General features: G+C 49.1%; 16 protein-coding genes. 9 read left to right on the forward strand and 7 right to left on the reverse strand.

The annotated features are described in order from the left end of the window. Positions 1-67: 67 nt before the first annotated feature. Together AC1XUF_RS07020 and AC1XUF_RS07025 are read right to left on the reverse strand one after the other, a co-directional pair. Entirely contained in the window at positions 68-649 is a 582-nt protein-coding gene (locus AC1XUF_RS07020; RefSeq protein ID WP_483340963.1) for a DUF4136 domain-containing protein, read from the reverse strand. A 138-nt stretch (positions 650-787) separates the two neighbouring features. After that, entirely contained in the window at positions 788-2,299 is a 1,512-nt protein-coding gene (locus tag AC1XUF_RS07025; RefSeq protein WP_483340964.1) for a Do family serine endopeptidase, read from the reverse strand. A 394-nt stretch (positions 2,300-2,693) separates the two neighbouring features. On the opposite strand from AC1XUF_RS07025, the gene AC1XUF_RS07030 reads away from it, so the two are divergent. From AC1XUF_RS07030 to AC1XUF_RS07060, 7 genes are all read left to right on the forward strand, one after another. Next, positions 2,694-3,248: an RNA polymerase sigma-70 factor gene (locus AC1XUF_RS07030; RefSeq protein ID WP_483340966.1), complete on the forward strand. Its 555-nt coding sequence runs from the start codon at positions 2,694-2,696 to the stop codon at positions 3,246-3,248. A gap of 19 nt (positions 3,249-3,267) precedes the next feature. Beyond that, positions 3,268-4,296: a FecR family protein gene (locus AC1XUF_RS07035; protein ID WP_483340968.1), complete on the forward strand. Its 1,029-nt coding sequence runs from the start codon at positions 3,268-3,270 to the stop codon at positions 4,294-4,296. A 207-nt stretch (positions 4,297-4,503) separates the two neighbouring features. Beyond that, positions 4,504-7,836, forward strand: a complete 3,333-nt coding sequence (locus AC1XUF_RS07040; protein ID WP_483340969.1) for a TonB-dependent receptor — start codon at positions 4,504-4,506, stop codon at positions 7,834-7,836. 20 nt (positions 7,837-7,856) lie between these two features. Beyond that, complete coding sequence (locus tag AC1XUF_RS07045) at positions 7,857-9,503, forward strand: RagB/SusD family nutrient uptake outer membrane protein (protein ID WP_483340970.1); 1,647 nt, start codon at positions 7,857-7,859, stop codon at positions 9,501-9,503. 138 nt (positions 9,504-9,641) lie between these two features. Then, the gene (locus tag AC1XUF_RS07050) at positions 9,642-12,680 is read left to right on the forward strand and encodes a PVC-type heme-binding CxxCH protein (RefSeq protein ID WP_483340971.1); all 3,039 of its coding nucleotides are present in this window, start codon (positions 9,642-9,644) and stop codon (positions 12,678-12,680) included. Between the two features lie 29 nt (positions 12,681-12,709). Then, positions 12,710-14,050: a neutral/alkaline non-lysosomal ceramidase N-terminal domain-containing protein gene (locus AC1XUF_RS07055; RefSeq protein WP_483340972.1), complete on the forward strand. Its 1,341-nt coding sequence runs from the start codon at positions 12,710-12,712 to the stop codon at positions 14,048-14,050. Positions 14,051-14,084: 34 nt separating this feature from the next. Continuing rightward, a complete protein-coding gene (locus tag AC1XUF_RS07060; protein WP_483340973.1) occupies positions 14,085-14,888 on the forward strand; it encodes a polysaccharide deacetylase family protein in 804 nt (267 codons plus the stop codon). A 72-nt stretch (positions 14,889-14,960) separates the two neighbouring features. Here the strand turns inward: AC1XUF_RS07060 and AC1XUF_RS07065 are convergent, their stop codons facing one another. Then, entirely contained in the window at positions 14,961-15,566 is a 606-nt protein-coding gene (locus AC1XUF_RS07065) for an RNA polymerase sigma factor (RefSeq protein WP_483340974.1), read from the reverse strand. A 402-nt stretch (positions 15,567-15,968) separates the two neighbouring features. Here AC1XUF_RS07065 and AC1XUF_RS07070 point away from each other — a divergent pair, with 402 nt between their 5' ends. Next, on the forward strand, positions 15,969-17,108 hold the full coding sequence (locus AC1XUF_RS07070) for a thioredoxin-like domain-containing protein (RefSeq protein ID WP_483340975.1): 1,140 nt from the start codon (positions 15,969-15,971) through the stop codon (positions 17,106-17,108). A 137-nt stretch (positions 17,109-17,245) separates the two neighbouring features. Here the strand turns inward: AC1XUF_RS07070 and AC1XUF_RS07075 are convergent, their stop codons facing one another. Then, a complete protein-coding gene (locus AC1XUF_RS07075; protein ID WP_483340976.1) occupies positions 17,246-18,013 on the reverse strand; it encodes a PIG-L deacetylase family protein in 768 nt (255 codons plus the stop codon). 16 nt (positions 18,014-18,029) lie between these two features. Continuing rightward, the gene (locus tag AC1XUF_RS07080; protein WP_483340977.1) at positions 18,030-19,379 is read right to left on the reverse strand and encodes an amidohydrolase family protein; all 1,350 of its coding nucleotides are present in this window, start codon (positions 19,377-19,379) and stop codon (positions 18,030-18,032) included. Between the two features lie 39 nt (positions 19,380-19,418). On the opposite strand from AC1XUF_RS07080, the gene AC1XUF_RS07085 reads away from it, so the two are divergent. Next, on the forward strand, positions 19,419-19,658 hold the full coding sequence (locus AC1XUF_RS07085; protein WP_483340978.1) for a hypothetical protein: 240 nt from the start codon (positions 19,419-19,421) through the stop codon (positions 19,656-19,658). A gap of 175 nt (positions 19,659-19,833) precedes the next feature. On the opposite strand, the gene AC1XUF_RS07090 is transcribed toward AC1XUF_RS07085, so the two are convergent. Next, the gene (locus tag AC1XUF_RS07090; RefSeq protein WP_483340979.1) at positions 19,834-24,564 is read right to left on the reverse strand and encodes a sialidase family protein; all 4,731 of its coding nucleotides are present in this window, start codon (positions 24,562-24,564) and stop codon (positions 19,834-19,836) included. A gap of 140 nt (positions 24,565-24,704) precedes the next feature. After that, positions 24,705-25,238, reverse strand: coding sequence for a YceI family protein (locus AC1XUF_RS07095; RefSeq protein ID WP_483340980.1), 534 nt, complete (start codon positions 25,236-25,238; stop codon positions 24,705-24,707). Positions 25,239-25,288 lie beyond the last annotated feature (50 nt).

Here is a 25,288-nt window from a genome sequence, read left to right on the forward strand (position 1 = left end):
AACTTGATTTACCTTTTTTCTTTCATGAGTTAAAAGTAGCGTGCGATTCTGTTGGAATCCTGTACTTTCAGCCCTTTACCGGGAAATCTTTCATTAATTTTCTCACTCCTTTATTGATCCTCTTATCCAGGCTATTAGGATTGCTGACATCCCCTGTGACTGCTTTCTGCCAGATGATATCCCCGGTTTTCGCGTCAACCAGGTCAAGGATCAATGTTCCGTCGGTCGTGTTCGAAGTCCTGGGATAGTTGCTGTAACCATATCCATAGCCGTAAGGCATTCCCCAGCCGTACCGTGCGTAACCCATCATAGGATATCCCATAAAAGGATACCCCATCATGGGATAGCCTCCGCCTATATAATTCCTGCGCACACGTTGGGTGTAAGTATGGAACTGGAGCAACAGGTCGGGGTTTTTGGTTTCCCTTACCATTCCCCTGCTGGCAAGTGCCTCGTCTAGCGCTTTCTGGATACGCTGACGGGAATAGTTGCTGCTGTACATCGGATTTTGGTTTTTCTTCATGTCCGGAACGATCCAGTTATAAGTACGTCCCTGCACACCAGGCATCACTTTGGGCTTGTTGTTACTTGCAAAAACCATGTTGCTCAAAACCACAAGCACTCCTAAAAACATCAGGTTCTTTTTCATTTTGTTTACAAGATTAATTTTTGAAAAAAATAGATCCCGCACCTGAGCACGCAGCCGAGGGCGCAGCAAAACGCGTAGCGCAACCCCGGTGGCCAGAAGCTGACTGTGCCTGTGCACAGCCAACCCCTACCTCCGCTCTCACAATCCAACAGCATAATATTGTGTTTCCTGATTACCGGGATAAACCCCCTCGATCATCACGCCACCCTTCTTGCCTTCTAGCACTTTCACTGCCTGCTCCACGCTGCTCACCGGTGTTTTATCTATCTTGGTTATAACGAAACCGTCCTGCATATCTGTATTCTGACGGATCTTTCCTGCATTAATTTGGCTTACAATGACCCCCTGCTGAATATCCCAAGCCTTTTTCTGCTGATTGGTCAGGTTTTGCAACTCTATACCCAGGTTGTCCAGGGTTTTCGCAGCGGTCTCCAATTCCACCGAGCCGGAAGTGCTTTTCAAGGTTACTTTGATAGCCTTATCCACACCGTCGCGGTTCACATTCACCACTACTGCGTCGTTGGGTTTATGCTGGGCAATTGCTTCCTGGAGCTGAGGGACACTCTCAATGGTTTGTCCGTCGATTTTGGTAATCACGTCGCCTACTTTAATACCCGCTTCACGGGCTGCGCTCTGGTCTGCAAAGTTTTCGACCCTGACACCTTCATTTACTTTCAGATCAAAAGACTTCACTTTATCTCCATCCACTTCACTGATTCCCACACCGAGGTAACCCCGCTGAACCGAACCGAATTTTGAAATATCCTCTACGACTTTATGTGCAATGCTGGAAGGTACCGCGAACGAATAACCCGCAAATTGGCCTGTCTGGCTGGCAATGGCGGTGTTGATACCAATTAAGTTACCATTCAAATCCACCAGTGCGCCGCCCGAGTTGCCTGGGTTGACGGCTGCGTCTGTCTGGATAAACGATTCGATCGGCGCTTTAGAATGCTCTCCCAGGATATTGATGCTCCTGCCTTTTGCACTCACAATGCCCGCCGTAACGGTCGAAGTGAGGTTAAACGGATTGCCTACCGCAAGGACCCACTGCCCTACTTTCACACCCTCCGAACTGCCAAATGCAAGCGCGGGAAGATTTTTCGCGTCAATTTTTATCAGCGCAATATCCGTATTGGGATCTGTTCCAATGACTTTGGCCTTGAATGTACGTTTGTCTGAAAGCGTCACATCCAGTGTTTCTGCGCCCTGGATCACATGGTTATTCGTTACAATGTAGCCGTCCGGGTTAATAATCACGCCAGAGCCCGAAGCCTGCGCTTTTTCACCTCGACCGCCGCGCGGGTCCTGATTTTCAAACGGGTCCCTGCCACCAAAGAACTCTTTCAGCTGATCGGGCAGCTCGGCCTGGCTTACTGTCCGCTCAGGTTTCAGTGTGGACTTGATGTGTACTACCGACGCAGTCGCTTTCTGGGAAGCATAAGAAAAGTCTGCGGGGATCATGGCCACATTTGCCCCGGCGTTTTTTTCGTCGAAACGGGCTTTTACAATGGGCGTACCAGAATTTACCCATGCAGTCAGGGTATCGGCTTTTCGAAAATGCTCGTAAGTAGCATAGGAGGTACCGCTGATCAGCGCAATGGCAAGTGCGCCGGCGGCTATTTTTTTAAGATTAGGTTTTACAGACATTTTTGATTTTGAAATAACAGGTTGAAACTGATTTTTCCACCGGTTTGCCGGAATGCTCAAAGAAGGCCAGCTGAACCCTCTTCGCCACCTCCGGCGCCGTTTGTTATTTCAAAGTTGCCATACTATTCTGGGGACTTTCTGGGGAGATTCTGAAGGAAAACTGAAGTTTAAAAAAAAGGTCAAAGGTAACCGTTTAAAGGTGCAGGGACATTGGTTGATCGTAGTGTGCGGTTATGGTCAAACAATACTCCTTCACCTTTTAAACCATCACCATTTACCTTCTTTCTCCAAATAAAATTCCACTATTTAAAAACATCTCAAAATATTTTTAAAAAACGTCTAGGGGTTTTTCCTTCTAAGTTGCCTTTAGAGCATCTTAGCATTTTGAACATCTATGTACAAACGTTTTACCGATGAGCAGCTAGTGGAATCGCTCCGGAGAGGGAATGCAAAAGCCTTTGAGGAGATCTATCATCGATACTGGTATCGCTTATACACCATCGCCTACCAGGAAACGGGGACTAAAGAGGAAGCCGAGGAATTGGTCCAGGATGTCTTTGAAAACCTCTGGCATAAGCGTGAAGAATCGCTCATCAAACATTTAAGGGCTTACCTGATTGTTTCCATGAAGCACCGGGTAATGAATTACATCAAATCCGCCATCACCCAAAGAAAATACCAGGAATACCTGATCTTCCACGAGATCCAGCAGTCGTATGGTACGGATGAAATTGTCAATTTCTCGGATTTATCCAGGGCTGTGGAAGAGGTGATGAAAAAGATGCCGGAAAAGACCTCCGAAGTTTTCCGCCTGAGCCGTTTTGAAAACCGTTCGGTGAAGGACATTGCTGAGAAACTCAGTCTGACCGAAAAGGGTGTGGAGTACCACATCACCCAGTCGCTGAAAGTTTTGAAAGACCATTTGAAATATTACAATTCAGACAACTAAGAATCGAAAAACACATCTGATGAATCAACACGATTTCGATATATTATTACAAAAATATCTCTCGGGCGCTTGCGATCAAGAAGAGGAGCGACAGATACTGGAATGGTCCGAAACTGCATTTGCAGACGGTTCGATGGTCATCAGCAGTTCCGAACAGGCCGTAGTCGAGAGAAGGATCTGGAAACGTATAAAGGGTTCCGTATTTATAAAAAAACCACTTATCAAACGGTTTGCATGGCCATGGCTGGCGGTCGCAGCAGCAGCAATCATTGTTTCAGGCCTTGCTGTGTTTGTCCCTGAGTCACTTGTGAGGTTCAACCGGAACTTTATCTCCAAGGTCTCGTCATCCGATCCCGACCTGGCTCTGCAGGATTATGTAGAGATCAGCAACACAAGCGGAAAACCCAGGACTTTATTTCTCGAAGATGGTACAACTGTGACATTGACCACCGAAAGCAGCCTGAAATATTCGAGACATTTCGATCACAAAAAGCGCCAGGTCGAATTGGAAGGCGAGGCATTTTTTGAAGTAAAAAAAGACTCCACGCGCCCGTTTTTCGTGTATACCGGCGAACTGGTTACCCAGGTTCTCGGCACCAGCTTCAATGTTAAATCCTATAAAGACTCCAAAACCATTGAAGTGAAGGTCATCAGCGGGAGGGTTTCGGTTTATGAAAACAAACAGAAAGCCCCTCATAACCGTAACGGGGTTATTTTGAGGCCCAACCAGAAAATTACCTTCGACAAAGAATCAAAAAAACTAGTCCCTGAGCTCGTGGAAGCACCTGTCATGCAGGCTTCACAAGAGAAAAAACTGGAATTTGTTTTCGAGGAATCCACCCTACAGGATGTCCTGGCGATCATCCAAAAAGCTTACTGCGTGGAAATCGTCGTAGAAAAATCGACTTTAAACGATTGCATCTTTACAGGTGACCTTACCGGCCTGCCATTGCACACACAGCTCCGCTTCATTTGCAAATCAGTAAACGCCAGTTATGAATTGCGGGGAACCACTTTCTTTATTAAAGGTGACGGCTGTAAAAAATAGCCTTCAAAAACACAAAAAACCTGCCTATGTAGAAACCGTTTTCCCAAAGAAAAAGCCAACAATGTTGCGAGCATTATTGGCTTCGTAGTGGTCCAGTCAGAACGCCAATCCTGGCCAGGACACCAGTGTTCATGAGTCTGTAACAATTCAAAAACATTTAAAATTATGCAAAAAAATGTATCTGTCAAACGGTATCTAATTAAAGTCATGCGAATAACTGTTACACAGTTAATGCTTTGTGCCCTGTTCTGCGACCTTTCTTTTGCAGTGGATACACGTGCCCAGGAAGCACTTCGTAAAGAGGTTTCCCTTCAGATGGAATCCGCGGAAGTAAGGCAGGTTTTAAGCCGAATTGAAAAGCAGGCCAATGTAAAGTTCATTTACAGCCCCAACAGTATCCAGGCGCGTCAGCGGATTTCTGTAAATGTTGCAAACAGGCAGTTATCCAGGGTTTTAGACGAATTGCTGACACCGATCCAGATCTCTTTTGAAGTAGTAGATTCGAGGATTTTACTTCACAAAAAACCGCTTGAAGCACTCGCAATTCCCGAGATTCAGGAAGTTGACAGAACCATTACCGGTGTCGTCTCCGACGAAAAAGGCGAGACCTTGCCGGGTGTGAGCGTCATTATTAAAGGTACCCAACGAGGCAGTGTCACCGGAACAGACGGTAAATATGAGCTTGCCATTGAAAATGACGCTGCCGTACTGATATTTAGTTTTGTCGGCTACGAAAGCCAGGAACTTGCGGTAGGCAGTCGCACCACGATGGATATCTCCATGAAAGCCAGCATTAAAGCATTGAGCGAAGTAGTGGTAGTGGGTTACGGAACGCAAAAGAAAACGTCGGTGACCGCTGCCGTATCGACATTAAAAGGGGAACAGCTTGCGGCCACACCATTGACCAATCTGAGCAATGGATTGGGCGGACGGGTTTCCGGCGTGATCGCGAAGCAAGCTTCAGGTGAGCCGGGCAGGGATGGTTCGAGCATTTACATCCGGGGGGTTTCATCCACGGGGAATAATCAGCCTTTGCTGGTTGTCGATGGGATTCCCAGAAACTTCCAACAGCTGGATCCCAATACCATTGAAACCTTCACAGTACTCAAAGATGCCGCAGCTGTGGCACCCTACGGTGTTGCCGGGGCAAACGGGGTGGTGCTGGTTACCACCAAGCGGGGGAAAACCGGAACGCCCTCACTCACATACAATGCTTACGTAGGCTTTCAGAACCCGACCGTGATGCCCGATTACCTGTATGGCTATGAATTTGCCACTTTGAAAAATGCCGCTGCTAAAAACGCCGGCCTGCCGGTACCGTATTCCGACGAAGCGTTGCAGAAGTTCAAGGACGGTTCCGACAATGATTCATATCCGACCGATAACTATGTAAAAGAACTGGTCAATCGCAATGCGGTGATCACAACCCACAACATCGAGCTTTCGGGCGGTGCCGAAAGGATTAAATATTACGCCAGCCTGGGTTATCAATACCAGGCTGGTATGTGGCCATCCACCAGCAACAAAAGGTATAACCTGGCTATGAACCTGGACGCACAGGCCACTAAAACCACCAAAATCTCATTCAGCCTGAACGGCCGGCTCCAGAAGTCCGAATACCCCTCGATTGGAACATCACGGATTTTTGAGCTGATCGGCTATTCTCACCTCCAAAACGGTCCGCTCTTTTTTAGTAATGGCATGAACGGAACCTATGTGACCGGCAGCATTTATAACAGTGGTTATCAGAAAACAAACACAACGGCTTTATACACACAATTATCGGTGGAACAAGAGATCCCGTTCATTAAAGGCCTTTTTGCGAAGGGGACGATTGCATACGACCCCACTATGTTGATGGACAAGATCTGGACAGTACCTGTGCATTTGGCGACGATCAATCCGGTGACCAAAGTAATCACCGACGGTATTTTCGGTACCGCCAAAGCATCCCTAAGCCAGAATTATAAACAATACCAACAACTTACCTACCAGGCCAGTCTGAACTACGCGCGGACATTTGGCAAAAGCAATATCGGGGCGCTGGCGGTTTTCGAGGCCAAAGCCAACGATACCCTTGCATTAGGGGCTTCGCGCCGGAACTATAACCTGGGCATAGACGAACTGAACATGGGCAGTTCGAGCAATGCTGATATGACTACGAACGGAACATCCAGCTTTGGTCGCCAAATGGGCCTGGTATACCGTGTTACGTATGACTACGCAGACAAATATCTGTTCGAGGCCAGCGGCCGCTACGACGGCAGCTACTATTTCGCTTCCGACAAACGGTTTGGTTTCTTTCCCGCTTTTTCTGCGGGCTGGAGAATTTCGGAAGAGAATTTTATCAAAAATAATGTCCAATGGGTAGATAATTTAAAACTGCGCGCATCCTACGGCGAAGTGGGGGCTTTGGCGGGAAGCGCATTTCAATACATGAGCACGTACAGTGTGGCTGGTCCCGCATATGTGATCGGCGGCAGCGCGGTCCAGGCGATCCGGGAACGTAACGAGCCCAATCCGAACATTACCTGGGAGCGCGCTAAAAAGACAGACATTGGCATTGAAGCGACATTCTGGAAAGGCTTGCTGAGCGTAGAGGCGGACTATTTTCACGAAAAACGCTCTAATATGCTGGTCAATCCAGACGTGATCGTTCCTGCCGAATACGGTATCGGACTGAGCCAGGTGAATGCGGGTATCATGCAAAACCAGGGTATCGACCTGTCCCTGGGCTCTTCGCACCGGTTCTCGCCGGACCTTCGCGTTGCTCTGAACGGCAATGTCACATACGCTAAAAACAAGCTGCTTCAGGTGTTCGAGGCGGGTGCCACCTACAATAATCCAAACCGGCGGCTAACGGGGAAGCCGTTAGGCACCCAATTTGGCTTTCAATCTCTCGGCCTATTCCAGGTTGCTGATTTTGACGATGCCGGAAATCTGAAACCAGGCATTGCAATTCAGCCTTGGGGTGCGGTCCAGCCAGGCGACATCCGTTACCAGGATATGAACAATGACGGAAAAATCAACGACGACGACCGTACCCGAATTGGCGATGCCGTAGCCACTCCTCGTATGATCTATGGCCTTTCTCCAAGTGTTCAGTACAAAGGCTTTACCCTGGATATCCTTTTTCAGGGTGCCGCGAAAACAAACTTTTATTATACCGGCAGCGCTGCCTGGGCCTTTGCAAATGGAATGGGCGCAGTTCGTGAAACATTGGACTACTGGACACCCGAAAATCCGGACGCATCGTATCCAAGGATCACCAACGCGCCTACAACGAACAATACGCAGGTTTCTTCTTTCTGGATCGGGGACGCGAGCTATCTGCGCCTGAAGAGCGCCACTTTGTCCTATTCTGTACCGTCGGCTCTTACCCGAAAAGTCAAAATCCAGAGTGCAAGGATCTATGTTTCCGGTCAGAATATCCTGACCTGGACCAAACTGCGGAATTTTGACCCTGAAATAACACAGGTGAATGCATGGAGCTATCCGCAGCAAAAAGTGATGTCCGTTGGTTTAAATGTTACGTTCTAATCCCCTTGAAAACCGATACAATGAAACTCCATAGATTTATCCATTTGAATGGTAAAGTAGCTTTGCTGTTCATGCTATTGAGCATATTTTCCTGCCAGAAGTTCCTGGAAGTAGCGCCCAAGGACCAGATTTCCGACACGTCCGTCTGGACGGATACAGGCACGGCAGATCTGTTCCTGAACAATGTATACTCCGGGATCCCCGGCCCGTTCAACTTCTTCGACCCCTGGGAAAATTATACCGACAACTCCATGAACGGTGTCAACGGGCTCGATAGCAGGGTTTTATATTCGCCTTCGGTGTACACGCCCAGCAACGCACCCAATTGGTGGAGCCAATACGCCAACATACGCAGGGCCAACCTGTTCATCGAAAAAGTAACGGCATCTGCATTTCCGGATACCTGGAAGAAGCCCAAGCTTGCCGAAGCACGGTTTTTGCGAGCCTATTTTTACCAGTTGCTCTGGACGGCTCACGGCGGGGTCCCTATCATCACCAATACACTGAACCAGAACACCCAGGGCGAGGACATATTTCATGCACGGAATACGGACGAAGAAACTTATAAATTTATCGTAAATGAATGTGCGGCCATTGCGGACGACCTGCCATTGAAAGCCGAAGCGGGGCGCGTTTCCAAAGCCACAGCGTTGACCCTGAAAGGATTCTGTGAACTCTTCTGGGCGAGTCCGCTGAAAAATACGACCAACGACAAATCGAGATGGGCCGCAGCGGCTGCTACCAATAAGCAAATCATCGACCTGGGTTCGCATAGCCTGTTCGCTAATTACGAAACCCAGTTTTACGAGGATAACAATAACAACGTGGAAGTGCTTTTCGCCAAACAATACCTGGGCGGCACTGCATTGGGTAGCGGAAAAGAAGGTTTGTGGGGCCCCTGGATGGTGGGCGGCGTGCAGAAAGCTTACGGGGGCGTAGATCCGTCGCAGGAACTGGTGGACGAGTATGCCATGGCTAACGGACTTCCAATTTCAGATCCAGCATCAGGATATGATCCTCAAAACCCTTATGTGAACCGGGAAAAACGGTTCTATCAATCCATTGTCTACGATGGATCGATTTGGGTAGGCGCCGAAATGATCATGAAACAGGGCGTGGGAAGCCGAAATGCGACTGATTTGAGCAATACCAATGAAGCCACCAATACGGGTTATTATTTGAGAAAAACACTGAACCCGAAATACACGGTAAACGGCAACAACCTCCTGAACAGCGGCAGTTTCATCATTTACCGTTACGCAGAAGTATTGCTGAGCTATGCTGAAGCACAAAACGAAGCAGTCGGCCCGGATGCATCGGTTTACACAGCGATCAATCAAATCCGTACGAGATCGGAATTGCCTGCATTGAAAACCGGATTAACGCAGGCCGAAATGCGCGTAGCTATTCAGCGCGAACGCCGGGTGGAACTGGCCTTCGAGGAACGTCGCTGGTTTGACCTGATCCGCCTGAAACTGGCAGAAAAGAACCTGAACGGAACGCTGCACGCCATGAAAATTGAAGTAGTTGGCGGAATGACGGTGTACACCGTCATTCCTGCACCCGAAGGAGGCAAAAAATTCTTTCCGGAAAAAAATTACCTGCTGCCTATTCCGCAGTCGGCGATCAACCAGAATTCCAAGCTGGCCCAGAACCCTAATTATTAGCATGATCCTATCCCTTTTCCTTTTCTGAATTATTTACAAAAACGCAAAGGTAATTTCAGGGACGGCAGGCTTATTAGTTACAGTCCGTCCTTGAAATAACCCTTGTACCCGCTAGTGCAAACCAAATTGTAGATTCCAATGAGTGGTAACCACATGATGAAGCCTGTAACCGGATTGCTTTTATGCATTTGTCTGCTTTCCGCAGGCAGCAGGCCCAATACGCACGAAGTCCCGCCTGAAAAAGCGCTGGCTACCTTTCAGGTTGCGGACGGTTTTCAAATAGAAATGGTAGCCAGTGAGCCGCTGGTAGCCGACCCGGTGGCTATGGAGATCGATGAGGCAGGCCGTATGTATGTTGTGGAAATGCATGGCTACCCGCTGGACAAAAGTGGCTCGGGGAAAATCAAGCTCCTGAGTGACACCGACGGCGACGGAAAAATGGACAGGAGCATTGTCTTTGCCGAAAAGTTAATGCTCCCTACCGGCGTCATGCGTTGGAAAAAGGGCATTTTAGTCACGGACGCTCCCCATGTACTTTACCTGGAAGATACCGACGGCGACGGAAAATCGGATGTCCGGGATACGCTGATAACCGGCTTTGCGCTGTCCAATCCGCAGCATAACCTCAACAATCCAATATTGGGTCTGGATAACTGGATCTATCTGGGCCACGAGCCCGCTGTTTCTACCCAAACTTTCAAAAGTGAATTTGGTGACAGAGGAGGCGATGTTTTTTATCCGGATAAAAAAGACAGCCCGCGCCTACCCGATAATGCGCGCGGAAGAAGCGTGCGCATGCGCCCGGACCGGACGGGACTGGAAATCCTTTCGGCCAATACACAGTTTGGACATACATTCGATAATTGGGGACGGTACATTCTGGTGAGCAATGCCAACCACATTATCCACCAGGTAATATCGGCGGGGTATCTCAAAAGAAACCCAAACCTGCTCGTTTCCAATGCTGCCCAGTCCATTTCCGATCACGGGACCGCCGCAGAAGTTTTCCCGATCACCAAGAACCCATTGAACCAGCTACTCACCGACCTCGGCGTTTTCACTTCTGCCTGCGGATCAAAAACTTACCAGGGCGGTATTTTCCCTCCTCCGTTTGATAGTGTGATGTTTGTAGCAGAGCCGGTCAGCAACCTCGTACACGCGGATGTGATGCACGACAAAGGAGCAACTTTCACGGCCAGCCGGCTTTATGAAAACAAAGAATTCCTTGCTTCCACGGATGCATGGTTCCGTCCGGTGAACATGTACATCGGTCCTGACGGCGCATTATATGTAGTGGATTACTACAGGCAGATTATCGAGCACCCCGAATGGATGGCCGACGACGTGATCAAGTCCGGCGAACTTTATAATGGAATTGACAAGGGACGCATCTACCGCATCACACCAAGAGGCACCAAGTCGCTAACCTGGGCAAAGGATCTGAAAACTACCCAATGGACCAACGATTTGCTGGTAAGCAAGCTGGCCGACCCGAACATCTGGTGGCGCCGTAATGCGCAACGTTTATTGATCGACGGTAATGATCAAACGGTGGTGCCCTCCCTGGAAAAAATGGTCGTCAATGAAAAAAACCCGCTTGGCCGCCTGCATGCGCTTTACACATTGGAAGGCTTGAATGCCCTGAAATCCGCGCTTTTGATCACCGCTTTGAAAGACAATGCGCCAGGTGTGAGAGAAAATGCGATGAAACTATCGGAACCCTTCCTGAAAGAAGCCGGGCTTCAAAACGCATTGATTGCGCTGCAAAGAGACTCCAATGCCAAAGTGCGTTTTCAGTTGCTTTGTACGCTGGGCTTTTTGGATAGTCCGGAAGCCCTGAAAGCCAGGGAAAATCTCTTGCTCGAAAACATCGCCGACCCCTGGATGCAAATTGCGGCATTATCGGCAACGCCTTCGACCAAAAGTGACCTGCTGGGAGCCGTCCTGAACCGGTACCAAAAAGACAATGCCTCGTATGCTTCGCTGGTGGAACGATTAAGTACCATGACCGGAAACGGCGGTACGGCTGCCGAAGTTAAAACTGCGATTGCAAGGGCATTGGAACCTGCTTCGGGCAGCAACAGCGGCTGGCAGGCGGCGGTTTTGCAAGGACTGTCCATGGGTTTGAAAAACAATAAAGCAGCCGCCACGTCACTTAAAAGTGAGCAGGACTTACTGGTCAGCGCAGCCACAACGAACCCTTCGCCTGCGGTTCGACAAGGAAGCATCCAGTTACTGAACGTGACAGGCCTCACCCAAAATACCAGTACGAAACTGGCGATCAGCAAATCCGTCAAAACAGCGCTGGACAAAAAAGCGAGCGTTGAAAACCGCACCGCTGCCATTCATTTCCTGGCACTCGGCGATCCAGGGTCATACATTGAGCCGCTTCAAAAACTGATTGCTCCTACCGAACCCCTGCCGGTACAACTGGCCGCATTGAAAACCCTCAGCGCGGTTCCCGACAATACCGTCAGCCATTTTGTGGTAGAACAATGGCCTTCTCTTACGCGTGAAGTCAGGAACGCGGCGATCAATACTTTTATGGTGAATGAGTCGAGGATCTCGCTGCTTCTGGATGCATTGGAAAAGAAAATCATTGACCCTTCCGCCATTGGCTGGCCAAGAAGCGTGGGACTGATGGCGCAGGGAAATGCTGCACTGAAAGCCCGCTCCCGACAATTACTGACCAAAAAAGACGATGGCCGGATGGAAGTCGTAAAGGCTTACGCACCAGCATTGACCATGGCCGGAAACATGGATAACGGCAGGACCGTATTTCAGAAAAACTGTTCTACCTGCCATCAGATAGGCGGAAAATCAGGTACAGCCTACGGGCCGGACCTCGGTACGATCCGGAACAGGAGGCCGGAATCGATCATGGGCGACATCCTGAACCCTAACCTTTCTATCGCCGACGGCTTTGATATCTGGTCCATCGAAATGAAAGAGGGCGAGCCGGTGCAGGGACTGATCGCCGCAGAATCACCTACGGCACTGACCATTAAAAACTACGGTGGGCTGGAAACGGTGATCGCACGTGCCAATATCAAATCTTTAAAAGCGTTGGGAATGTCGGTCATGCCGGCCGGACTGGAAAACCAGATCAGTCCACAGGAAATGGCGGATTTACTGATCTACCTCAAACAGGGAAAGCAAGACACCGCGGCCCACTAATTTTTATTTTTTTTAACCAAAAAGGAACGATGATGTCAGATCATAGCATTTCCCATGTCCGGATTTTCAAAAAATGGCTTTTTGCGCTCTTCGCAGTGCTTTGCTACCTCAGCACGTTACCATTCGCTGCGGCAGCCGGTTTCCGGGCTTCGGTGGTAAAAGTGGATATTACCCCAACCGACTCACAATATTTGCTGGGTTATGGCCCGCGCAAGAACGAAAGCGTGTATGACAAAATATACCACCGCATTGTGATGATGGACGACGGCGTGACCCAATTCGTGCTCATCTCCTCGGACCTCGCACTGGTAGCTCCTTCGGAATACGACAAAGTTGCGGCAAGGATTCAGAAAGAACTGAAAATCAACCCGGTTAATATCTGGTGGACCTTTACCCACACCCATTCTGCGCCCGAAGTCGGCCCTCCCGGCCTGCCCGTTGTATTCCTCGGCGAGCGTTATCAGCACGAGTACGATAAGGCTTACACCAATCTGGTGGAACAAAAACTCATTGACGGAATTGCGGAAGCGCGTAAAAAGCTGGCTCCCGCCAAGCTCGGAACAGGCTGGGGATTTGCGTCGGCCAATATCAATCGCCGTGCCAGGCTTGCCGACGGAAGGATCACACTCGGCATGAACCCCGACGGCCCTGTTGACCGGCGCATCGGATTGATCCGACTTGAAAAAGAAGACGGCAGCTTGCTGACCGTGATCGCCAACTATGCAATGCACGGCACCGTATTCGCTGCCATCACCGAAATCAGCGCCGACGGACCTGGTATTGTTGCAGAATATGTGGAAGAAAAACTCGGCGTGCCGATGCTTTATATCAATGGCGCAGCCGGAAACATTGCGCCGCTTTATAGCCAGCTGGACGCCCCGAATGGAAAAAGGGTGTTGCCGCAGTTCAAAGTGATGCTGGGAGACAAAATTATCAAAGCGAATAAGGAAATCCTCTCAATGTCGTCGGATATCAAGCTTCGCAGCAGTGCAATGGTTGTGGAAACCCCGAGAAAAGCCGCAATGGGCTGGACAGACGATATGCTGAACTATACGAGGACTACCAAAGAGGGTGTCAACCTGGTGAAGCTGCCGGTACGTTTTCTGAAGATCAATGAAGACATGGCTATATGGAGCGCCCCGCTTGAACTTTTTTGCGAGATATCCAATGAAATCCGCGACCGTTCGCCCTTTCCCTATACGATGTACTTCGGGTACGGCAATGGCTGGCTGGGATATTTGCTAACCGAAAAAGAATATGCACAAGGCGGGTACGAAAGCACGGTAACACCTTATTCGCCAAAAGCCGCACAGGACCTGACCGACGCCGTCCTCAATTATCTCCAGGGAGAAATGAAGAAACCCAATTAAAAACCAAGCCTGTACCATTAGAACTCTCATTGTTATGTTGAAAATCTGTTCGCTTCTTATTCCTGCATTCCTTCTGCTGTTTGCCGGAAAAGCCGTTTTTGCACAAAATAAAACCTTCAAATGGCCGGAAGGCAAGAAGATCGCGCTCAGCTTGTCTTTTGACGACGCAAGGGCGAGCCAGGCCACAACGGGTATCCCATTTTTGAACCGGTACCAGGTAAAAGGTACGTTCTACCTGGTACCTGCGGCGGCGGAAAAGCAGCTGGCAGGATGGAAAACAGCCGTGTCGAGCGGACAGGAGATAGGCAACCATTCGGTTCACCACCCCTGCTCGGGAAACTTTCCCTGGGCGAGGCCGAATGCGCTGGAAAACTACACCCTGGAGAAAATGAAAGCAGAACTGATCGATGCCAATAAGCGCATTGAGCAGCTGCTGGGCGTGAAACCGGAAGTTTTCGCGTATCCATGCGGCGGCACATTTGTCGGCCGGGGTGTTAATACCAAAAGTTATGTCCCGGTGGTGGCTGAACTATTTCTCACTGGCCGCGGCTGGCTGGACGAAGGGCCGAACGACCCTGAATTTGGCGACTTTGCCCAGCTGACCGGTATGGAAATGGATGGTAAAGATTTTGAGCAAATACTCCCGATGATCGAGCAGGCCAGGGCGAACGGGCAGTGGTTGGTCCTCGCCGGGCACGAAATGGGTGAGAGCGGCGGACAGACTACCCGGCTTTCGATGCTTAAAAAGCTGATCGAATACGCTCAGGATCCTGCCAACGGCATCTGGATCGCGCCGGTAGGGACAGTTGCCAAATACATCAAAACGCAGAAAAAGTGACCGCTGTACTTCAACCCGAAACCAGCCTTCGGTAACGGACAAGAGCAGCAAACCTCAACAAATGGAAGGCGTTCAGGCATGAGCGGAGTATTCCAAATGCACCGGTTTGGTGAGTTCGTGATGCAGGTTTCCTATCGCCTTAGATACCAGGTTATAGGTAGAATCCGTGCTGATGGACATCATTGTAGCGATTTCGGGGTAGCTCAGACCCGCGTAAAATTTAAGACAAACAGCTTCCTTCTGCCGCCTGGTCAGTGCGTTCAGGGCGCGTCCTACTTTTCGGGCCTGTTCCTGCTTGCTCTGTTCGGTGATCATTTGTTCTTCTTTGGAATGCACCAATGGGACCTCCGCGAAAAAATCCGTCTCCAACCGCCGGAGCTGTTTCTTTTTGATATGCCGGAATATTTTCCTTTGAATGCAGCTGATCAGGTACCCTTTCACACAATCGGGAACAACCATGCTGGCTTTGCTCGTCCAGATTTCCATAAAGAGATCATGGATGCAATCCTTCACCAGGTCCCTGTCATCGGACACTTTTAAACCGTTCTGAAAAAGAATCTTGAAATAGCGGTGATACAACACAGAGAATGCATCCCGATCCCCCTTTCTGAATTCCGCCCAGATCACTTCGTCGGATTCCGGATTCCAGGATGCCCCCGATCGCATTTCTGTTGTCATGACACGTTTGGTTAGTATGGCGTCAACACCAAATAATCTTTACCTATGCCCGCCGTTATTCAAAATATTCGATTTAACAAGTGCAAGTCTACAATGATTTATTGATCGATTTTGCGTTTCGATAGTAAATAGTAGCGATAACGTTCTCGCTCCGGTTATCTGATATTGAAGTTGTTTTCTGACCAGCACAGAGCGTCCTGCTCCTGGCCCTGAAGGGGTTCTTTTAGTCATCAAACCGATTAAGCGATTGGGACATAAGGATAATGAAAATCTCTTAACCTAATTCTTTTCGGCAGCCTCGCTATCGTTTCTAAAAGAATCCATAAAAGACAAGAGTTTGTTGTTTATATTTTATATATAATTATTTTATATATATTGCCAAATAAACTAGCTTGTCTCGCCATGAACCTAAATTTTATTCACGCACGATGCATTAGGCATTCTATTTTTCCAACGAATTGGATTTGGATATTTCTCGCTTTGTCAAGTTGTGGTGACCGAGACGAATACGTCATTAATGTCGATCTAAAATCAAATCAGTTCTTGGAAGGGAAAAAAGTCTATTTGGGAGAGCAGGCTACGAAAATATTCTTAGATTCGGCAATAGTGAAAAACGGAAAGTTTCAATTCCGAGTTAAAACTGATCAGCATTTTATACCATTCGAGGCCAGTATGCTGTATGCAACCGGTGACTCAAATTATCCATTTTGGCTGCTAGGTTATAAGAATCCTTTCAAGGAGAAAACGTATATGAGCCAGTTCTATGTAGATAGAGGTGTAATGAACTTTGTCATAGATACTTCCTCCAAGGTCAAAAAAAAGGAAGTCATTGCCTTTACTTTTTTGAATATAAATAAACAAACGGAAGCTGCTTATAAGTACTGGGCCTTTACCCCATCAACAGGCAACATAAAAAAGGAAAAAGATCATAATGCACTTATTATCAAACAATTTCCGATGTCTCAACACCTTTTACGGCAGATCGATTGGAACAAGAGTAAAATAAAAGACGCGGAGCTACGGGAATTGCTATTGCAATTTGATGAATCGGTTCACAGTACCCCAAACTATAAGCGATTAGTGGAATATGTTAATTATCAAAACAATAACGGAAATAGTATTCCCCAGGACATCGCAGTTTTCGATTCAACTTTTTTGCCGTCTAAGCTAAAAATTGACAGTACTCGATATAATTTAGTAGTATTTTGGGCCAGCTGGTGTGGGCCATGCAGACAAGAAATACCCCAAATCGCTAAAGTGTTTCATGCTCAGCGCAAAAATTTAAATGTCGTGAGTATTTCGATTGATCAAAATGAAAAAGCATGGATACGTGCTCTAAAGCAGGAGAAAATGCCTTGGCCCCAGATGCTTTTAAGGCGCGATAGCTCATTTACAAAGTTTGATAAAAAGTACAATCTGAGCGCAATCCCTGTTTCTCTTCTCTTTGATCATCAAGGCAAATTGATTAGTCGTCAGCTTGGAATAGCAACTGGCGAGGAGGGAATAGATCATAAAATAGCAGGACTTATTTCTGGCAAATAGGGGGCTATCAAAGGCTTGTAACGTATGGCCGCCGATACTAGGTTGGAAGACAAGGCGTAAGTATGATAAAAATTCCTTAACGTAATTCTTTGTCCATTACTAAAAGAACCCCCCTGAAGGGGAGCATATTATATATTTTATTTTGAAAAGGGCTGCGGGAGCGGGCTGCGACGCAACAGCTGCACGAAAGCCTCCGCCGCCTTCACGCCAATGGTAAGGCCGAGAAAATCTTCCATCAGTCCGTGATCCTTCTGATAGACCTCCTGACTTACAAAACCCTGACTTTGATGGCAGAAAACGGCCCGCCTTTTTTGTGCCTGGGTATCTGTAATATCCACATAATCAGTGGGAATGAAATTTTGAGTTTGGGAGCCTGTACATACTTCGTAAAAATACAATGGAATATCCCTGCCCAGCTCCGCATGTACTTTCTGAGTCAGTATGCTGGCGACGAGGTGGTCTTTGTGGGAGTCAATAGGCCAATGCGCGAAAAGTATATCCGGATCTTCTGAACTCAACAATGCCTGCATTTTGGCATACCATTCATTATTTGCGATCGTGCTGCCATTGACCTGGCCGGCAAAGCGTGGTCTTGCATTCAGGATCTTACAGGCCTGCAAGGCTTCCCCGTGGCGAATTGTTGCGGTTTCTTCCGGATTTTTTCCCTTAATGCCGGTTTCGCCTTTGGTCAGATAAATAATAGTTACCTGGTGCCCCGCATTTGAGAACTTCGCCAGGGTGCCTCCACAGCCGGTTTCGGGATCATCGGGGTGAGCTCCCACACATACTATTTTAAGTGGCGCGCCTGTTTTTCCCTTACCGGTAAAATAGGCAGAAAGAGACGGCAGGCCCATGCCTGAAACAGAAGTACCAATAAAATCACGGCGTGAAATTGACGCTGACATTAGAAATGGATATGCATTATCTAACCCAGACCCCGTTGAGCATGACTTTGACGACATTTCTGACCGCCTTCATGTCCTGCAGCGGATTTCCTTTGACCAGAATCAGGTCAGCGATTTTCCCCTTTTCAATGCTCCCCAGCCGATCGTCGATTCTGAAATTCCTGGCATTTTCCATAGTGGCGGCGACAATAGCCTCCGATGGCGTCATGCCGCTTTCAACAAACAATTCCATCTCGCGCTGGTAGGCCCATCCCGTCTCGGCATATGCAATCATCGAATGTGAGCCCAGAACAATCTTGACGCCCCCTTTTTTAAGTTTGGCGGTCAAAGCCTTCATGTTGTTAAAGCCCAGTAACTTTGTGGTATCTCTCAATTCCTTCGACGTATCGGCTGGCATCCGGTATTCAAAGGCCCCCAGCGTCGGGCTTACGAATGTTCCTTTTTTTGCAAGGAACTGCACGAGGGAATCGGCCCGCCAGCCATTGATGTCCAGTTTTTTCCAAACCTCGTAACGACCCTGTTTCCTGGCGTTGTTATCAGCCAAAACCATCTGGCGGTATTTTTCCCCCTCCATTTGCGGCTGAAGGCTCAATCCAAAAGAAGTAATGTGCTCAATTCCATCCAACCCGGCTTCAATGGCTTCCATCGCTTCGGTGGTTTCCAAATGCCCTGTTACCGGCAGGCCCCTGCTATGTGCCGCCTTGCAAATTTCGCGGATCATACCTGGCGGGACCCTGAAATAGACTTTGATCACCGATGCGCCCCGATCGGCCATTTTGTTGACCTGGTCAACCGCTTCCATTGCATCCCGTACAATGTATGCGTCTTTCGGATAAGCTACGGGGTACATATCCACGTGCGGGTCGGCCAGAAATAGCCGGGGCAGCGGCTTGCCCGATTTCCTTTCGCCGTCATAAGCCTCGATCCACGCACCCGGGTCTCTCAAAGAAGTGATGCCGTGTTGCAAAAACAGGGACGGCAGCCCTTCTTCCCCGTCCAGGTGAAAATGCGAATCAATAAAACCCGGCAGCAATGACAAACCTTTCGCATCCACCACTTCGGCCCCGTCGGGAATCTCGACCTCTCCGTTTTCACCCACCGCCGTGATGAAACCGTCGCGGACTACCACACAGCCATTGGGAAGTGGCTGACCTCCGTTGCCATCGATAAGGGTTGCGCCCGTGATGGCCACGATCTTTGCGCCTTTCGGGATTTCTTTGTGGTTGATTTCCTGGATGTTATGTTTTCCTTCGCTGTCAGAGATTTCGGAATTGCAGCCTGCCAAAACGATGGCAGTCCATAGGCATGTGACGCCTGTTCTCCATTTTGAAAAAATATACGGGCTAATCGGATTTGAAAACATCATCAAATTTGTTATGGTGCTCTGTACTTTGAAGAGTAAAAAATGAAGGTTCAAATTCACCTTTTAACCCTTCTGATCAACGGCGCCGGATACCCCGGACCTCATTCAACTTTAATCCAGTTCCGGAATGCGGAACAAATCATCGTCCTCGCTGCGGTAACGTGCCCGATACTAGCCAGTATAACCGGCCACCTGGCCATGCTGCCCCGCCTTCACCCGCCTTCACCCGCCACTTCGCCGGAAATAGATTTGCCGAAATGGCTTTCTTCCGGTGCCGCGTAACTGGCCGTGACGAAAAAAGCGGCACAGAAAACCTGCATAGCCACACTGAGGATCTGGTGAAGGAGTGCATTGGCAATAAAAAAGGTTTTAGACAGTTGCTGTATTCCCAATGGTTCAACCCGGCGCTTTTCTGTCAGGAGCAGCCGCGCAGAAATATCTCATCAAAATTTTCGGGTTATTTTACGATGTCCTCCAAGGCAGCTTCATCGCCCTTCGCCGGTCCGTACCAAATCCCTCCCCCAAATGTCACAATGAATATTTTTTCAGGATCGCGCGGATCGGGATCAACCCTTTTTCCCCATTTAAAGTTGTAGCCTTTGATACGCGCCCAGGAATTGCCCGAGTCTTCCGAACGGTAAGCCGAACCACTGAAGCCGCAGGCATAAAATCTTTTGACCCGTTGATCATAAGTAATGTCATGGATATGCTGGTCGCTTTCCAGGACAGGCTTCCAGCTTTTAGCGTCGTCATCCGACACATAGATACCCCCTCCCACGTCTGGTGAAAACCTGCCACTCGTTTTACGTCCCCATGCCGACAGGATCAGGCGCTGCCCGTTTTCCGGATCGATCGAAAGGCTGGTGGGCGCATTGGTTTTTCCCGGCAAACGCACTTTATTCCACGATTCGGCTCCATCCGTGGAACGGTAAAGTGCGCCGTCCTCCGGCTTGCCAATGCTGCCATCCTCGCTTCGCCGGTTGACGAGCAGGAACAAGGTCCCGTCTTTTTCCCGTTTTATAATGCGCCAGGCAAACGGTTCTTTTCCTTCAATTCCCTTGTTTTTCTGAGTCCAGGTTTGGCCTCCGCTGGTGGACTTGTATACCCCCTTCCCGAAAACACATACATATAAAGTACGGCTAGCCGGATTGCTCGCTTCATCGATCAAAAGATGTGTTGCGGCGCCCTCACCGATATCCACACTGGCAGGTTTCCAGGTTTTTCCGGCGTTCTCACTCACCAGTACGCCACCTTTGTAGTCTTTCACACCATTGCTCCGCCACATTTTTGGTCTTGGCAAATCGTGTGTACCGCTCATGGCCGCCCACACCCTGCCTTTTACTTTGGGGTCAAACTGCATCCAATAGGTGCTGTTCGCCCAGCTTTTGGGAACGCCATTATCCCGGGTGGCGCTCAGCCAGCTTTCGCCGCCGTCCTTGCTTTCCATAAGACCAATGTCTGTATTGGCTATAAAAACGTGGTTTTGGTCAAAGGGATCAAAAACGACCGCATAACTTGTTGTCACTTCGAGGCCCCGGGATGTCCAGCCCCCGCCATCCTTCTTGTCGGTGAAAACCTGCTCCCAGCTTGTACCGCCATTATTTGATTTGACGGTCCGCCCGAAATCAGTCGCGTAACAAATGTCTGGATCTGTGGGCGATACACCGATTGAAAATGGGTTTTCGCCCCAGGTCGGCCCGAAACGCTCGTTGATCCACTCCTTCTCGAAGTTTTTTGATACGAGATTTCCGTTCTTGGTCAGCGCATCTTTCCAGACCAGTGTCCAGGTTCTTCCGTAGTCCTCACTTTTTGCTACCCCGATACAGGTGGTGTCCGAATGCACTTTCAAACCAGCGTAAGAAACATAAATGACTTCCGGGTGCATGGCACTGGTGGCAATACTGCGCCATTCGGGCATTTCGGCACTACTTATTGCCCATTTGACCAAACCCGCTTGTCTGTTCTCCCAGGTCTGGCCACCGTCACTTGTATAGTAAATACCGGATTTCTCCTTTTCCAGATTGAAGTAGGAAGTCCCGGAAATGGCGTAGATGACATAACTGTTACTGTGCTTATCAAAGCCTCCTGAAAATTCAGTGAGGCTTGTCACTCCGGCGGGGCCTTTATTGGTTTTCCAGATACCCCGCTCACGTTTTACAATCCCTTTTTTCCCACAAATAAATACCGTCCGGTCGTTTTCGGGGGAACTGGGTTGTACGAAAATGCTCCTGGTCCCCTCTGGCAATTCCTGCTCTTTCTGCCAGCTTGCCCCGCCGTCCTTTGACACATAAAATGCCGATTGGCCGTCGATTACGATTGCAGCATATAACTTTTTCGAATCAGCCGGATCTACCGCGAGCGCCAGCACTTTGCGAATGGTACTGTCTCTGGTCACGACCATTTCATTGGCGTGGTCGCCTTTCGAAACAAAGCCGTCCACTTCTTTTGGAGAAGGATAAAAGAGCGACCACGTATTGCCCCTGTCGATACTTTTGAACAACGCAATGGAATTAGCGTAAACCGTATTGGAATCAACCGGGTCGAAAACATAGTAACCGACCGGCCCTTTGAGGTTGAACATCCGCCAGGATTTGCCCCCGTTGCGGGTAGCAAAGGAACCCGTCATATCGCAGCTCACAAAAACACGCTCCGGGTTATGCGGGCTCACGGCCGGGTAAAACATGGCCCCTCCCCCACCAAATCCCATAAATTCCCAGGCATCGTTCCGCCCGTTCGGATTAGCACGCTTTGCATTCTCGACCACCGGAACGCCATGCCACACGCTCGATCCAAATGTGTTGATGTAAATCTGCCCCGGATCATTGCGGTCAATGGTTATCCTTTGCCCCCAATGAAAATCGTAACCCTTTATTTTATCCCAGGTTTTGCCATAGTCGTCGCTCCGGTAGGCGGCGCTGTTGAATGTATTGCAATAAAACCGTCCCGGATGAAAGGGGTCGGCAGTGACATCGTATACATATTGTTTCTCGTCAAAAATGGTTTTCCAGGTATCCCCGCCATCCTCGGAAAGGAATACCCCGCCGGGGATGTGCAGCTTCTCATTGCCTCCTGTAGACCGTGCGACATCTCCGCCAACCAGGTCGCTGAGGTCAATATCAGCCCAGCCGGCGAGAAAGATCCGGTTTGGATTTTGGGGGTCAGATTCCATTCCGTTTGGAAAAAGAAGCCCGTCCGAAACATGCAGTTTGATCCAATTCTCGGCACCATCTGTCGATCTGTACACGGCGCCCGGGTAAAACGCTCTTCCTTTTTTTCCATTTTTGTGCATAGGCGTGGCGCTTACCGTCAGGAAGAGCGTGCCGTTGCCGGTACGGGTCAGCTCGAAAGCGCAGGTATTATCCCCGATCCCTTTGTTTTTCAGCTGCCAGGTTTTTCCGCCATCCGTTGATTTGAAAACCCCTTTGGAATAAACGCTGGCATACAACGTCCGATTTCCAGGGGCCGAAGCCGGATCAAGCACCATGCTGGTCACCGGAGAATCTTCCCCCATCCCTTCCGTGCTCGGTTTCCAGGTTTTTCCGCCGTCATCGGAAACGCAAATACCCCCTTTCGCCCGCATTTTCCAGGAAGCGTCACGGGTCATCTTACCCCGCGGATAGTCATGCATTCCCGACCAGGCCGACCAGACTTTACCTTTCACGTCTGGGTCAAATTCAACCCAATAACAGGTATTGACCCATTCGGATGGCACTCCTTCCACGGACCTGGCCCAGCTTTTCCCACCATTGAAACTATGATGGAGACCGATATCCGTATAGCTGATCGCTATGTGGCTGCTGTCGAAAGGATCGAAATGGACGCCGTAGGTGGTGGTAACGTCAAGGCCCCTGCTCTTAAATGTCCCGTCGCTCTGCTGCTCACTGTAAATCTCCGTCCAGGTTTTCCCGGCATCTACGGTTTTCATCGTCCTGTACCAGTCTGTGACAATGGCTACCTTGCCGTCAACCGGCGATACACCAACGTCCATCAGACGGATATACTCGCCGCCAAATGCCTTTTCTGCCCATGCATCTTTCAGATTCGCCACTCCTATCCCATCTTTCACCCCATATTGCCCGGAACCGCCTCCGGCTTTCCAGACCCAATCCCAGGTATTTCCCGCGTCGCCTGTTTTCAGGGCCCCATACCAATAGACCAGCTTTTCACCCTTCTTCTCTTCATAGCGATTGGTAACCAGATACACCTGCCTCGCGTCGAATTCGGCACAGGAAATCATGGAATAGCTTGGCTTTATCCCTGCCCTGGTATTGGCAATGAATGCATTGGTGCTTTGCTTCCATGTATTTCCCTTATCCTCCGAAATCCACAGCTCGCTGTGCCCGAACTCCTCCCGGATTTCCTGATTGGGATCGTGGTGCAAGGCGTAAAAAATTTCCTGCCCGACCCGCGATACCGTCCCAGCCGAAAACGAAAACGCCGGGGCCATGGCTTTGGGGAAGGTTCTGAGGGTGATATTTTCCGTTTTCTTGTTAAAAACAAAAGCGCACTCCGGCGTGAAGATGATCAGTTCATTTTTCATCCCTCCCGCATTGGAATACAGACTTTCGATACGCTTTCCAATGTTCTTCTTTTTCCAGCTCTTACCCCGATCAGATGAACAAAACAGAAATGAGCCCATGCTGAAATACAGCGAGGAGCTGTTTACGGGATCTACACGGATACTTGTAATGCGGTCCGACGACTTTTCGTACAGAGAGCCAGGCTTGATTTCAATGTTAAAATCGGCATGGTCGCCGGAGTACGACTCACTTACGACATCCGATTTTATTGGAAACAGCTGCTCCCAGGTTTTACCTCCGTCCCTGCTTCTGTTTAAGGTATTGGAACCCATGTAAATCGTAGCGGAGTCGGCCGGATCATAGGCAAAGCTGGCGGTGCCATTTGGAAAATTGATCTGAGTATAGGAAATACCACCGTTTTGGGTCAGGTAAGATCCTGTCATGTCGCATCTCAGCAGGAAATGAGCAGTGCTGTGGTAGGAGAATGTGGGAATAAAAGTAGCGCCGCCGCCTCCCGGGCCGATCTTTTCCCAATGCGGTTTTTGATCCTGTGTTACAGGACCGGACTGGAATGCGAAAATACCTGTGAGCGCACTGAGGAAAAGTACAGCCTTCCCGATCTGATTGAAATACATAAACCGACTTGAAAATGGAATGATTTTACCCATTACAGAAGGGAGTATACATTCCTTATTTTCTCATCACGGCTTTCGATTTAATTTTAACGGAAGAGCCTGCAATGGCAGTTGGTGACCCCGGAAACAGGGGATCACCAACCGCGAAACTGACAATTTGGGGCGGTGTGGTCTTAAGCCGGCCTGCCCACCTGGATGTTTGCCACAATCTTGATTTTTTCACCCAGAGCCAATCCACCGGTCTCGGTGAGTGCGTTAAATGTAACATCAAACTCTTTACGATCGATCGTGCCGGTTACTTCAAAACCTACTTTGATATTTCCCCACGAATCTTTTTCGGTACCGCCATATTCTACATCGAGTTCTATTTCTTTGGTGATCCCCTTGATCGTCAGGTTGCCGATCAGCTTGTAATTGTCTCCGCTTGTTTTTTTGAAAGAAGTAGAAACAAATGTGAACTGCGGATAAGTCTCAGCCTCGAAAAAGTCCGAGTTCTTCAAATGCGCATCGCGTCCCGGCTGACCCGTGTCCACGCTGTTCACGTCGATGGTAAATGTAATTTCCGCATCCTCGAACTGGTCGCCTTCGGTAATGGCCTGGCCGGCAAACGATTTGAAGGAGCCGGTAACCGTTGAGATAACAAGGTGCTTTACCTTAAATTGAACTTCCGAATGCAGGTTGTCTACATTCCAAATTGTTTTTGACATGCTGATTGATACTTAATGTTTAAGGCCCAAATTTACCTGCCGCACCAACG

The sequence above is a fragment of the Dyadobacter sp. HNCC25DJ185 genome (assembly GCF_056895195.1).